This window comes from Cupriavidus sp. USMAA2-4, assembly GCF_001854305.1.
In the GTDB taxonomy this organism is placed as follows: Bacteria; Pseudomonadota; Gammaproteobacteria; order Burkholderiales; family Burkholderiaceae; genus Cupriavidus; species Cupriavidus malaysiensis.
Window position 1 is genome coordinate 1,152,779 of the sequence record NZ_CP017749.1, and the last position, 12,362, is coordinate 1,165,140.

At 72.0% G+C, this 12,362-nt stretch carries 10 protein-coding genes; 3 read left to right on the plus strand and 7 right to left on the minus strand.

Annotated elements, in window-relative coordinates; genetic code table 11:
- Positions 1–14: 14 nt before the first annotated feature.
- The 6 genes from BKK79_RS25205 to BKK79_RS25230 all read right to left on the minus strand — a co-directional run bounded on the left by BKK79_RS25205 (position 15) and on the right by BKK79_RS25230 (position 6,393).
- Positions 15–1,337, minus strand: coding sequence for a sensor histidine kinase (locus BKK79_RS25205; RefSeq protein WP_071039165.1), 1,323 nt, complete (start codon positions 1,335–1,337; stop codon positions 15–17).
- Positions 1,337–2,050: a response regulator transcription factor gene (locus BKK79_RS25210; protein WP_071017679.1), complete on the minus strand. Its 714-nt coding sequence runs from the start codon at positions 2,048–2,050 to the stop codon at positions 1,337–1,339. The genes BKK79_RS25205 and BKK79_RS25210 overlap by 1 nt, the downstream gene beginning before the upstream one ends.
- A gap of 96 nt (positions 2,051–2,146) precedes the next feature.
- On the minus strand, positions 2,147–3,160 hold the full coding sequence (gene glk / locus BKK79_RS25215; RefSeq protein ID WP_071039166.1) for a glucokinase: 1,014 nt from the start codon (positions 3,158–3,160) through the stop codon (positions 2,147–2,149).
- A gap of 13 nt (positions 3,161–3,173) precedes the next feature.
- A complete protein-coding gene (gene pgl / locus BKK79_RS25220) occupies positions 3,174–3,854 on the minus strand; it encodes a 6-phosphogluconolactonase (RefSeq protein WP_071017676.1) in 681 nt (226 codons plus the stop codon).
- A gap of 101 nt (positions 3,855–3,955) precedes the next feature.
- The gene (gene zwf, locus BKK79_RS25225; protein ID WP_071017674.1) at positions 3,956–5,404 is read right to left on the minus strand and encodes a glucose-6-phosphate dehydrogenase; all 1,449 of its coding nucleotides are present in this window, start codon (positions 5,402–5,404) and stop codon (positions 3,956–3,958) included.
- A 173-nt stretch (positions 5,405–5,577) separates the two neighbouring features.
- Positions 5,578–6,393: a PaaX family transcriptional regulator gene (locus tag BKK79_RS25230; protein ID WP_071017673.1), complete on the minus strand. Its 816-nt coding sequence runs from the start codon at positions 6,391–6,393 to the stop codon at positions 5,578–5,580.
- Positions 6,394–6,680: 287 nt separating this feature from the next.
- Here BKK79_RS25230 and BKK79_RS25235 point away from each other — a divergent pair, with 287 nt between their 5' ends.
- The 3 genes from BKK79_RS25235 (at position 6,681) to edd (ending at position 11,191) form a co-directional block, all read left to right on the plus strand.
- Positions 6,681–7,478 (plus strand): crotonase/enoyl-CoA hydratase family protein, encoded by a 798-nt coding sequence (locus BKK79_RS25235; RefSeq protein WP_071017671.1) that lies wholly within the window; start codon positions 6,681–6,683, stop codon positions 7,476–7,478.
- A 94-nt stretch (positions 7,479–7,572) separates the two neighbouring features.
- Positions 7,573–9,135, plus strand: coding sequence for a class I adenylate-forming enzyme family protein (locus BKK79_RS25240; RefSeq protein WP_071039167.1), 1,563 nt, complete (start codon positions 7,573–7,575; stop codon positions 9,133–9,135).
- A gap of 229 nt (positions 9,136–9,364) precedes the next feature.
- Positions 9,365–11,191, plus strand: coding sequence for a phosphogluconate dehydratase (gene edd / locus BKK79_RS25245; RefSeq protein ID WP_071017667.1), 1,827 nt, complete (start codon positions 9,365–9,367; stop codon positions 11,189–11,191).
- 40 nt (positions 11,192–11,231) lie between these two features.
- Here the strand turns inward: edd and BKK79_RS25250 are convergent, their stop codons facing one another.
- Positions 11,232–12,308 carry a porin gene (locus tag BKK79_RS25250; RefSeq protein ID WP_157903288.1) on the minus strand — a complete coding sequence of 359 codons (1,077 nt, stop codon included), beginning with the start codon at positions 12,306–12,308 and terminating at the stop codon, positions 11,232–11,234.
- Positions 12,309–12,362 lie beyond the last annotated feature (54 nt).

The window sequence follows — 12,362 nt, forward strand, 5'->3', positions numbered from 1 at the left end:
ACTTCGGGTCCACCTCAGGCCGGCGGGAACACGATGCGCACGCGCAGGCCCGGCGCCGCGTCCTCCAGCGCCACCCGGGCACCGTGCGCCTGCGCGATCTCGGCGACGATGGCCAGGCCCAGCCCGCTGCCGCCGGTGGGTGCGTCGGCCAGCCGGTAGAAGCGGTCGAACACGCGCGCGCGCTCGTCCGCCGGGATGCCGGGTCCGTTGTCCGACACCGCCAGCTCCACGCCGCCCGCCTCGGCCCGGCGCAGGTGCACGTCGACGCGGCCGCCGCGCGGGATGTAGCGCAGGGCGTTGTCGACGAGGTTGGTCAGCAGGATGCGCAGGGCATCGGCATCGCCCTTGACGGTGAGCTCGCCCGGGTCCGCGTCCAGGCCCAGGTCGATGTCGCGGTCGATGGCGGCCTGGGTCAGGTCGGCCACCACCGTGCCGGCCAGCGCGCGCAGGTCCACCGCTTCATGCGGCGGCGGCGTCGCGCCGGGCTCCTGGCGCGCCAGCGTCAGCAACTGGTTGACCAGGTGGGTCAGCCGCTCCAGTCCCTGGCGCAGCCGCGCCACCGCCTCCTGGCGGGCCTCGGCGCCGTCGGCGCGCTCGACCAGCTGGGCCTGCAGCTGCAGCGCCGCCAGCGGCGTGCGCAGGGCATGGGCGGCATCCGCCACGAAGGCACGCTGGGTGTCGATCGCCTGCGCCAGCCGCGCCAGCAGCTGGTTCAGCGCCTCGCTCAGCGGCGCCACCTCGGCCGGCATGGCGCGCGTGGCCAGCGGCGCCAGCGTGGCGGCATCGCGCGCGCCCACTTCCTCGGCGATCTCGCGCAGCGGCCGCAGGCCGCGGCCCACCGCCAGCCACACCAGCCAGCCCAGCAACGGCAGCAGCAGCAGCAGCGGCGCCACCGTGCGCAGGGCCATGCGCGCGGCCAGCGTGCGGCGCGCGCTCATCGGCTGCGCGATCTGCACCACGGCCGGCCCGAGCTGCACGCTGTAGATGCGCCATTCGCCCTGGTCGGTCCTGACGTCGGAGAAACCCAGCTCGGCCTGCGGCGGCAGCGCCGGATGGGCGTGCGACAGGTAGAGGCTGCGGCCCGAGCCGTCCCAGATATGGATCACCACGTCCTCGTCGCCATGCAGCAGCCCCACCGTGGGACCGGCCGTCAGCGGCGGCGCGACCGGGTCGCTGAACTGGCTGGGCAGGGCCGCCGCCACCTGCTTCATCTGGTAGTCGAACAGGGCATTGGCTTCCTGCCGCGCCTGTCCGTAGATCAGCACGGTGGCAATGGCGATGCCCGCCAGCAGGCCGGCGGCCAGCCACCACAGCAGGGTTTGCTGGATCGAGCGCATCAGGGGGCCGCCTCTGCCTTGCCCGCCACACCGTCGCCGTCTTCCAGGCGCGGCACCACGTAGCCGACGCCGCGGATGTTGCGGATCAGCGCCGCGCCGAGCTTCTTGCGCAGGGCGTGGACATAGACTTCCACGGTATTGCTGCCGACCTCGTCGTCCCAGCCGTACAGGCGCTCCTGCAACTGCGGCACCGACCACACCTTGCCGGGCCGCGCCAGCAGCGCGGCCAGCAGCGCGAACTCGCGCGCCGACAGGTGCACCGCCTCGCCGGCCAGCGTCACCTCGCGCGTGACCGGGTTCAGCACGATGTCGCCATGGCGCAGCAGCGGCTCGGCGCGGCCTTCGGCGCGGCGGGCCAGCGCGTGCATGCGCGCGGCCAGCTCCTGCAGGTCGAAGGGCTTGACCAGGTAGTCGTCGGCCCCGGCGTTGAGCCCGGCGACGCGGTCGGCGACGGCGTCGCGCGCGGTCAGGATCAGGACCGGCGTGCGCACGCCGCGCGCGCGCAGCGTGCGCAGCACCTCCAGCCCGGAACGGCGCGGCAGGCCGAGATCGAGCAGCACGATGTCGTAGCAGCCCGCCTCGCCCTGGCCGCCTGCGGCGACCAGGCCGGCCTCGCCGTCCTGCACCCAGTCGACCGTGAAGCCCTCCTGGCGCAGCGCCAGCTTGACGCTGTCGCCGATCATGGCATCGTCTTCCACCAACAGTACACGCATGGTCTTGTGCGAGAAATCCTGATCAAGAAAACAAGAAAAGCAAGGAGAGCGGGGAAAAACGGGGAGCGCGGCACGACGGCCGCACGCGCGCCTGCCTCAGCCCCCGTCCTGCAGCGCCTGCGCCAGCGCCGCCGACAGCCCCCACAAGGCGGGATATTCCGCCGTGATGACATGGATCGGCAGCCCAGACAGGTAGTCGCGCATGCGCCCCTTGCCGTCGAAGCGTTCGCACAGGGGCGAGACCCGCAGCGCATCGACGAAGCGCGGCACGATGCCCCCGCCGAGATAGACGCCGCCGCGCGCGCCCAGCACCAGCGCGATATCGGCGGCCACCGAGCCGAGCAGCCCGCAGAAGACACGGAAGCTGCGCTGGCACAGCGGGTCGCCGCGCTGCAGGGCGCCGGCGGTGACCTGGGCCGGCGACAGCGGCGCCAGCAGGAGCGTACCCGTTTCTGCGGCCAGCGCGGCATGGATGCGCGACAGCCCGCTGCCGGACAGCAGGCGCTCGGCCGAGACGTGGCCGAAGGCGCGCTGCGCTGCACGCCATGCCACCCATTCGTCGTCGGTCTCCGGCGTCAGGCCGATATGGCCGCCTTCGCCGGCCAGCGCCACCGGCGGCGCGCCGGCATGGCCGGGCACCAGCCCCGAGACGCCCAGGCCGGTGCCGGGCCCGACCAGGGCGCAGGGCGCGCCGAGTTGCGCCGCGCCGGCGCGCAGCTCGGCCAGACCCTGCTTGGGCAGGTGCGGCAGCGCCAGTGCCAGCGCGGTGAAATCGTTGAGCGCCAGCAGGATGTCCAGGCCCAGCGAGCGCCGCATGCCTTCGATCGAGAAGGCCCAGTTGTGGTTGGTCAGCTTGACCTGGTCGCCGGTGATCGGATTGGCCAGGCCCACGGCGGCATGGCGCGGCGCCGCACCGCCGGCGTCGCTGGCGAGGAAGCGGCGGATGGCGGCTTCCAGCGAGGGGAAGTCCGCCACTCGGTAGGCGCTGACCGGGCCGAAGCGGCGCGGCGCGCTTTCCAGCACGAAGCGCACATTGGTGCCGCCGACGTCGGCCAGCAGGCGCGGGAAGTCGGCGGCAGAGGTGACGGCAGAGGTGGCGGTGGTCGTCATGGCGCCGCCCGGCTCAGGCTTGGAAGACATCGAGGCCGGGGCGGCGCCGGGCCAGCACCAGGCTGACCGGCAGCGCCGGCGTGGCCTGCTGGCGCGCGCGCGCCAGCACGGCCGCCTTGGCCGGGCCGGAGACCGCCAGGAAGATGCGCTCGGCAGCCAGCAAGGCGGCCAGGTTCAGCGTGATGCGCGCGTGCGGCGCCTGCACCGGATGGGTGACGAGGAAGCCGGGCCGCGGCTCGCTCAGCCCGGCCTGCAGTTCCGGCGCGTCGGCGAACAGCGAGGCCGTGTGGCCGTCCTCGCCCATGCCCAGCACCACCACGTCCGGCTGGCGGTAGGCCGCGTTCAGGCGGGCCACGGCGGCGGCGGGATCGGCGGCATCCGCCGCGTCGGCCACCAGCGGCTCGAAATGGGCGCGCCCGGCATCCTCGCGCAGCAGGTGCTGGCGCACCAGCGTGCCGTTGCTGTCGGCATGGCCTGGCGGCACCGCGCGCTCGTCGACCAGCGTGACCGTGACGGATTCCCAGCGCACGTGCCGATGGCGCAGACGCTCGAACATCGCCACCGGCGAGCGTCCGCCCGACACCGCCAGCACCGCCCAGCCCTTGACGCCGATGACCAGCTCCAGCGCATTGCCCACGGAGATCGCCAGGGACTCCGCCTGGTCGGCCGCCGATGCATGTTCGAAGCACCGCATCGATGATTCCTCCTTTCGTCCTGTCCTCACGCCTTCCGGTCTGCCTCCGGGCGGCGGCGCATCGCTGCGCGCCGGGGCGCGCAGCACACCCGCCGCACCCGCTACACCTCTTCGTGCCACAGCGCGCCGTCGCGCGACAGCAGCGCCGACGACGAGGCCGGTCCCCAGGTGCCGGCCGTGTAGGGCTTGGGCGGCACCAGGCTGTCGCGCCAGGTCTCCAGGATCGGCTCGACCCAGCGCCAGGCCTGCACCTGCTCGTCGCGCCGCACGAACAGTCCCAGGCGGCCGCGGATGACGTCCAGCAGCAGGCGCTCGTAGGCGCCGGCGCGGCGCGCCTTGAAGGAGTTGGCGAGGTCGAGGTCGAGCGAGGTCTGGGTCAGCGTCACGGTATCGCCGGGCTGCTTGACGAGGAAGTACAGCCGGATGCTCTCCTCCGGCTGCAGCCGGATCACCAGCCGGTTCTGCGGCGACAGGCCCAGCGGGCGCGGGAAGATCGCATGCGGCACGTCGCGGAAGTGGATCACGATCTCGGCCACGCGCGCCTGCATGCGCTTGCCGGTGCGCAGGTAGAACGGCACGCCGGCCCAGCGCCAGTTGGCGATTTCGGCCTTGATGGCGACGAAGGTCTCGGTGCGGCTGTCCGGCGCGATGCCGCGCTCGTCCAGGTAGCCCGGCACCGGCCGGCCGCCGACGGCCCCGGCCCGGTACTGCCCGCGCACCGTCTTCTCCGCCACCTCCTGCGGCGTGATCGGCTTGAGCGCCTTCAGGATCTTGATCTTCTCGTCGCGGATGGCGTCCTCGGACAGGCTCGCAGGCGGCTCCATCGTCACCATGCACAGCAGTTGCAGCAGGTGGTTCTGCACCATGTCGCGCAGCGCGCCGATGCGGTCGTAGAAGTCGCCGCGCGTCTCCACGCCGAGTTCCTCGGCAATGGTGATCTGCACGTCCTGTATCCACTCGCGCCGCCACAGCGGCTCGAACAGGGCGTTGCCGAAGCGGATCGCCATCAGGTTCTGCACCGACTCCTTGCCCAGATAGTGATCGATGCGGTAGATCTGGTCCTCGGCGAAGTCGCGCGCGACCTCCGCATTGATGGCCTCGGAAGATTCGAGGTCATGGCCCAGCGGCTTTTCCAGCACCACGCGCACGCCCGGGTGGTTCAGGCCGGTGCGGCCGAGCTGCGCGCAGATCGGCGCGAACAGCTGGGGCGCGGTCGCCAGGTAGCACACCACCACTTCCGGCGCCCGCTGCAGCACTCGGCGCGCCAGCACGTCGAAATGGGCCGGCTCGTCGGCGTCGACCTGCACGTAGTCGATGCGCGCCAGGAAGGCGGCCCAGGCGTCCGGCGGCGCGTGCTCCAGGCCCGGGCGCACGCTTTCTTCCAGCGCCGCGAGATAGGCCTCGGTGGTCGACGCGCGGCTGCCGGTGGCGAGGATGCGCGCAGCAGGATGCAGCAGCCCCGCGCAGTGGGCATCGAACAGGGCCGGCAGCAGCTTGCGCCGCGCCAGGTCTCCGGTGCCGCCGAACAGCACCATGTCGAAATCGGGCATGCTCACCCTGGACTCCTTGTCTTGCACGATCCCGTGCGACGCACGCGGCATAGAACACGCGGACATAGAACTGAGTGCGAGTCTGCGCCGCATAAGTTCCAGCCAGTTTACGTGAGTCGCCTGCGCTTGGCGAGCGCGGCGGCTGCGGCACTTCGCCGGGTCCGGCGCCGGGCTCAGTCCGCCTCGGATTGCAGCAGCGTCTCCCAGATCGCCAGCGCGCCGGCCTGGTAGGCGCGCGTGGCGTCGATCAGGGCGTGGCGCTCGGCGCCGGGCTGGATGGCCTCCGGCAGCAGGGGATCGCGCACGATGGCGCGGATCACCGCGCGTCCGACCAGCAGGGTCTCGCGCGCGGCCGCCGCCGGCGACAGGCGCGCCAGCCGCGCCGTGCTGCGCGCCAGCAAGGCGTGCGCATGGCGGTAGCCGGCCAGGATGCCCGGCACGTTCCACAGGCCGGTCATGCGCTGCGCGCTGGCAGGGTCGAACTGCCGTGCGCTGAAGACCAGCGCTTCCCGGGCCAGGCCGAGGCGGCGCAAGGCCGCCTCCATCGTCGGCGCGCCGCCGTCGAGATTGTCAGGCCTCACCCACAGCGCGGTGTCGAGCATGCGGAAGCCGTACAACTCCAGCGCGCGCTGGTGGTGCCGCCACAGCGTCTTGGCGCTGCGCGCCACGGCGGCGTCATGCACCACCAGCCAGTCGCCTTTCCAGTCGCGCAGGCGGCTCTCCTTGTCGAACCAGTACTGCACTTCGTGGTGGGCCGGGTTGCCTTCGAGGCGCACCGCATAGCTGCCGCGGCCGGTCTTGGCCACGCGGCCCTGGCGCTGCAGGCGCGTCAGGGCCACGCGCACGGCGGGCGTGGCGATGTCCATCACTTCGGCGGCGCGCGCCAGCGCCTGCACGGTCAGCGCCTGGCGCGGATGGGTGAACAGCAGGTCGAGCACCAGGTCGGTGGCGGACGGTGCTTCGATTTTGATACCAGCCTTGGCGGCCATGGTGGTTCGGTCGATCGGTCGATGTGTCGGAGGGAATGCGGGGTCGCAGGCCGGATTGTGACATGTGCCGCACGGCCGCCGGCATCGCCGCGGCATAGCGCCGGCATCGGGAGGCAGGCCGGGGGGCGGGTAAACGATGAATATTTCCTCAAAATATGAAAATGCCCATTTCATGTAATATTTATGGCAGCGCGATCCCATGTCACGGCCATAGGGCGGACCTCGAAAAGAACGGCACGGATCACGTCAAGAATCATCGAGAATCATCAAGAATCAGGAAGGAGACGATGCCCGATCCCTATGTCAGGACCGAGACGGATGGTCCGGTCTGCACCATCATCCTGGACCGCGCCGGCAAGCGCAACGCGGTCGACGGCGCCATGGCGGCCGCGCTGCGCGAAGCGTTCGAAGCCTTCGAGGCCGACCCCGCGCTGCGCGTGGCGGTGCTGTGGGGCGCCGGAGGCCACTTCTGCGCCGGCGCCGACCTGAGCGCGGTGGGCGACCCCGCGCGCCGCCATGAACTGGACCCTGCCGGCGGCGGCAGCGGCCCGATGGGGCCGACGCGGCTGGCGCTGTCCAAGCCGCTGATCGCCGCGGTGAGCGGCTACGCCGTGGCCGGCGGCCTCGAGCTGGCCCTGCTGGCCGACCTGCGCGTGGCCGAGCGCGACGCTGTCTTCGGCGTGTTCTGCCGGCGCTGGGGCGTGCCATTGATCGACGGCGGCACGGTGCGCCTGCCACGCGTCGTCGGCATGGGCCGCGCGCTCGACATGATCCTCACCGGGCGGCCCGTCGCCGCCGAGGAGGCGCTCGCGATGGGGCTGGCCAACCGGCTGGTCGCGCCGGGGCAGGCGCGCGCCGCCGCCGAGGCGCTGGCGCACGAGATCGCCGCCTTCCCGCAGCGTTGCATGCTGGCCGACCGCGCCTCGGCGTACACGCAGTGGGGCCTGCCGCTGGAGGCGGCGCTGCACGCCGAGGGCGCGGCCGGGGCGCCGATCGTGTTCGCCGAGGGTATCGACGGCGCCCGGCGCTTCGTCGACGGCGCCGGGCGCCACGGCCAGGCCGACCGCCCCGGTCCGGCCGGCTGACGGCGCGCCCGCCCCGCTTTCCCCCTCCCGGGCCGCGGGCGTACCCATTTCTGCGAACCCCGTTCCCCCCCTGCAAGGACTGCGAATCCCGACCATGTCCGTCACCACCCTCGAACTGATCCGCCGCGGCGCCGCCCAGCATGGCGCGCGCACGGCCCTCGTCCACGGCGAGCACCGCCTCAGCTTCACCGAGGTCGATGCGCTGAGCGCGCGCCTGGCCCACGCCCTGATCGCGGCCGGCGCCGGCCGCGGCGAGCGGGTCGCGCTGCTGGTCAACAACGGCCTCTACAGCGTGCCGCTGGACTTCGCCTGCGTGAAGGCAGGCATCAACCGCGTGCCCCTGAATGCCCGCCTGTCGCTCGCCGAGCACGCGCGCATGCTGGAGGAAACCGACTGCCGGCTGCTGGTATTCGGCGCCGACCTGGCCGAACGCGCCGCCGCGCTGCGCGCGGCGCGCCCCGGACTGGTCTGCCTCGGGCTCGACGCGAGCCTGCCCGGCGCCATCGACCTGGCTGCCGATGCCCGCGCCCGGCCCGCTACCGACCCGCAGGTCGCGGTGCACGAGGACGACGTGATCCTCACGCTGTTCACCTCGGGCACCACCGGCGTGCTCAAGGCCGCGCGCCACACGCAACGCTCCTACGCCGCGATCTGCCGCAACGTGCTGCTCAACCTGCTGCCGGCCACGCCCGACGACGTGATGCTGCACGCGGCCTCGCTGATCCACGCCAGCGGCGTCTTCGTGCTGCCCTTCTGGCTGCGCGGCGGCAAGACCGTGGTGCTGCCGGGCTTCGAACCCGCCGCCTTCCTGGCGGCGCTGGAGCGCGAGGGCGTCACCGCCATCAACCTGGTGCCGACCATGCTGCAGATGCTGCTGGATGCGCCGGCCCTCGCGTCCACCCGGGTCGATGCGCTGCGCTACGTCATCTATGGCGCTTCGCCGATGCCGCGCGCGGTGATCGAGCGCGCCATGGCAGTCTGGGGCCGGCACCGCTTCTGGCAGTACTACGGCCAGACCGAGGTGCCGCTGTGCCTGGCCGTGCTGCGCCCCGAAGACCACCAGGGCGAGCGCCTCGGCGCCTGCGGCCAGGTCGCGCTGGAGGTGGAGCTGCGCCTGGTCGACGAGGCCGGCCATCCGGTGCCGCCGGGCGAGCCGGGCGAGATCGCCGTGCGCGCGCCCTCGAGCGTGGCCGGCTACCACAACGCGCCCGAGCTGACCGCGCAGACTTTCCTGCCCGATGGGTGGGTACGCACGCGCGACGTGGGCGTGTTCGACGCGGACGGCTTCCTCTACCTGAAGGACCGTACCTCGGACATGATCATCAGCGGCGGCTACAACGTCTATCCGAGCGAGGTCGAGAACGCGCTGCTGAGCCACCCGGCGGTACGCGAATGCGCGGTGATCGGCCTCCCCGACGACAAATGGGTGGAGGCCGTCACCGCCGTGGTGGTGCTGCATGCCGCGCCGGACGCGCAGCGCATGGACAGGGAAGGGCAGGAAGCGCTGGCGGCGGCGCTGGTCGAGCACGTGGCGGCGCAACTGGCCGCCTACAAGAAACCGCGCGCGGTGCGCTTCGTCGCCGACATCCCCAAGACCGCGGTCGGCAAGCTCAACCGCCGCGCGGTGCGCGAGCGCCTGCGCGACAGCGGCGCCTGAGCCGCCTGAGCCGCCCGAGTACCTGAGCGGCGGGTCGCGGGCATCGCGCCGCTCGCCCTGCTCGCCCTGCTCGCTCAGGGACCCGCTCAGGGACCCGCTCAGGGACCCGCTCAGGCGGGATCGAAGTTCCGCCGCCCCTCGGCCACGCAACGCTGCAGCAACGGCGCGGCGCCGCTGCAACCGCCGGCAAAGTGCGCTAGTCTGGAACCTCCCCCCGCAGGAGAAGCCCATGCCGCGCCACCCCGTCCTCGAACGGGTCACGTCCCGCATCGTGGCCCGCAGCGCCGCCACCCGGCAGGCCTACCTGGCGCGCACGCGCGCCATGGCCGGCCGCAAGGTGGAGCGCTCGCATCTTTCGTGTACCAATCTCGCCCACGCCATGGCGGCGATGCCCGACCAGGCCAAGTTCCGCCTCAAGGCCGAGGAGCGGCCCAATCTCGCCATCGTCTCTGCCTACAACGACATGCTGTCGGCCCACCAGCCGCTCGCGGCCTTTCCGCAATGGCTCAAGGAAGCCGCGCTGGAGTCGGGCGGCACCGCGCAGTTCGCCGGCGGCACGCCGGCCATGTGCGATGGCGTGACGCAGGGCCAGGAGGGCATGGACCTGTCGCTGTTCTCGCGCGACGTGATCGCGCTGGCCACCGCGGTGGCGCTGTCGCACCAGATGTTCGACGGTGTGCTGTGCCTGGGCGTGTGCGACAAGATCGTGCCGGGACTGGTGATGGGTGCGCTGTCCTTCGGCCACCTGCCTACGGTGTTCGTGCCGGGCGGACCGATGACCACCGGCATGGGCAACGAGGAGAAGGCGCGCACGCGCCAGTTGTATGCCGAAGGCAAGATCGGCCGCGCCGAACTGCTGGAGGCCGAGATGCACTCCTACCACGGCCCCGGCACCTGCACCTTCTACGGCACCGCCAACTCGAACCAGATGCTGATGGAGATGATGGGCCTGCACCTGCCCGGCACCGCCTTCGTCAATCCGGGCACGCCGCTGCGCGAGGCGCTCACGCGCGAGTCGGCGCGCCAGGCGCTGCGGCTGGTGCACGGCGGGCCGCGCTATACGCCCATCGCCGACGTGCTCGACGAGCGTGCCTTCGTCAACGGCATGGTCGGGCTGCTGGCCACCGGCGGCTCCACCAACCATACGCTGCACCTGGTGGCGATGGCGCACGTGGCCGGCATCCTGCTGAGCTGGGACGATTTCCACGAGCTGTCGGCGGCGGTGCCGCTGCTGGCACGCGTCTACCCCAACGGCAAGGCCGACGTGAACCAGTTCCAGGCCGCCGGCGGCCTGCCGGTGGTGATCCGCGCCCTGCTGGCGCTGGGGTTGCTGCACGACGACGTCACCACGGTGGCAGGTCGGGGCCTGGTGGACTACACGCGCGAGCCGGTGCTGCGCGACGGCGCGCTGACCTGGATCGACGGCCCCGAGGCAACGCTGGACGACAGCATCGTGCGCGGCGCCGACGCGCCCTTCGCGCCCGACGGCGGCATCAAGGTGCTGGTCGGCGAACTGGGCCGGGCCGTCATCAAGACCTCGGCCGTCAAACCCGAGCACCAGGTGGTGGAGGCGCCGGCGATCGTCTTCGCGCGCCAGGACGACCTGCTGGCAGCGTTCAAGCGCGGCGAGCTGGAGCGCGATTTCGTCGCCGTGCTGCCCTGGCAGGGACCGGCCGCCTGCGGCATGCCCGAGCTGCACAAGCTGACGCCGACGCTGACCCTGCTGCAGGAACGCGGCTTCCGCGTCGCCATGGTGACCGACGGCCGCATGTCGGGCGCGTCCGGCAAGGTGCCAGCCGCCATCCATGTCTGCCCCGAGGCGATCTCCGGCGGCGACATCGGCAAGGTACGCGACGGCGACATCGTGCGCGTCGATGCGCCGGCCGGCACGCTCACGGTGAAGGTGCCGCCCGACGAGTGGGCGGCGCGCGAGCTGCGCCGCCCCGACCTGGAGGCCAACCGCCATGGCGTCGGGCGCGACCTCTTCGCCACCTTCCGGCGCCAGGTCAGCAGCGCGGAGACCGGTGCCTGCACGCTGTTCTCGGCGGAAGACTGAGGACGCTGGAGAGCACGGATGGCGCGGCGGCCGGGAACGGTCAGAAGCTGTGGCTCATGCCCGCGCCATACAGCGTGGCGCTGGGAGCGTGGCGGCTGTGGCGGGTCATGGCGGCACCGTACAGCGTGGTGCGCCTGGACAGCGCATAGTCGAAGCCGGCCGACACATAGTCGGTGGCACCCGCCTGGCCGTAGCCCTGGAAATCGCGCGCGGCGGACACTTTCAGCGTGGTCGCGCCGAGGCGCCAGTCCGCACCCAGCGTGGCCGCGCTGCGGTGCGCGCCGGCCTCGCCCAGGAAGCGCTGGCTGGCCGCGCCGAGCCGTGTCTGGCTGTACGAGGCCATCAGCTTGAAGGCGCCGCGCAGGTAGGCCAGGCCGGCGAACCATGTGTTGTCGGCGGCCGCGTTGCGCTCGGCGGCGACCATGGCCGACCAGGGTCCCGCGTCATAGTTGAGGGATGCCGCCAGCGGCCGCGCCTGGTCCACCTGGCCGTACGCATCCGGCACGGCCGAGCGCTCCACGCCCAGCGCGGCGTGGAAATGCAGCCCGCCCCAGGTCGGCGAATCGTAGAAGACGCCGTTGTTCAAGCGCGAATACTCGCCGGCCGGACCGTTGCGGTAGGGGTCGCTGCGGTAGGACGGATGGAATACGTACCAGGCCACGGATGCCACGCGGTTGAAGTTGGACCAGTTGTCGTAGTTCCAGTCGTACTGCCACATCGGGGTCAGCGCGCGGCCCAGGCGGACATCGCCATAGGGGCTCTTGAGGCCGACCGTGGACTCGCCCTGGAAGAACGGCGTTGCGCCGCTGGCCTCCAGGCTTCCATTGCCGGCATCGAAGCGGGTCATCAGGTGGAACGTGGCGGCCCAGCCCTGGCCGAGGGCTTCCTGGCCGCGCAGGCCGACGTAGCTGCGCTGGATGGTGCCGAGCCGGGCCTCGCTGCCGGGGCCGGTCTTGAACAGGCCGGCGTCGACGAAACCATAGAGGGTCAGGCCGGATTGGGCGTGGGCTGCGCCGGCGAGGGCCAGCAGGGCCGGCAGGCAGCGGCGGATGAGCCGGCGTGGTGAATATCGATGGCGTGAAAAGCGTGGATGGCGTGGATGGCGTGATGCAGGCAAATTCAGCAGTCCTTTCGCAAATCGTCGAGGGAAGGGAAAACGGGAAATGAAGGA

Bases quoted from the DNA above. Each gene is read 5' to 3' on its own strand.
- BKK79_RS25205 (WP_071039165.1), bottom strand. From the start codon at position 1,337: ATGCGCTCGATCCAGCAAACCCTGCTGTGGTGGCTGGCCGCCGGCCTG.
- BKK79_RS25210 (WP_071017679.1), bottom strand. From the start codon at position 2,050: ATGCGTGTACTGTTGGTGGAAGACGATGCCATGATCGGCGACAGCGTC.
- glk (WP_071039166.1), bottom strand. From the start codon at position 3,160: ATGACGACCACCGCCACCTCTGCCGTCACCTCTGCCGCCGACTTCCCG.
- pgl (WP_071017676.1), bottom strand. From the start codon at position 3,854: ATGCGGTGCTTCGAACATGCATCGGCGGCCGACCAGGCGGAGTCCCTG.
- zwf (WP_071017674.1), bottom strand. From the start codon at position 5,404: ATGCCCGATTTCGACATGGTGCTGTTCGGCGGCACCGGAGACCTGGCG.
- BKK79_RS25230 (WP_071017673.1), bottom strand. From the start codon at position 6,393: ATGGCCGCCAAGGCTGGTATCAAAATCGAAGCACCGTCCGCCACCGAC.
- BKK79_RS25235 (WP_071017671.1), top strand. From the start codon at position 6,681: ATGCCCGATCCCTATGTCAGGACCGAGACGGATGGTCCGGTCTGCACC.
- BKK79_RS25240 (WP_071039167.1), top strand. From the start codon at position 7,573: ATGTCCGTCACCACCCTCGAACTGATCCGCCGCGGCGCCGCCCAGCAT.
- edd (WP_071017667.1), top strand. From the start codon at position 9,365: ATGCCGCGCCACCCCGTCCTCGAACGGGTCACGTCCCGCATCGTGGCC.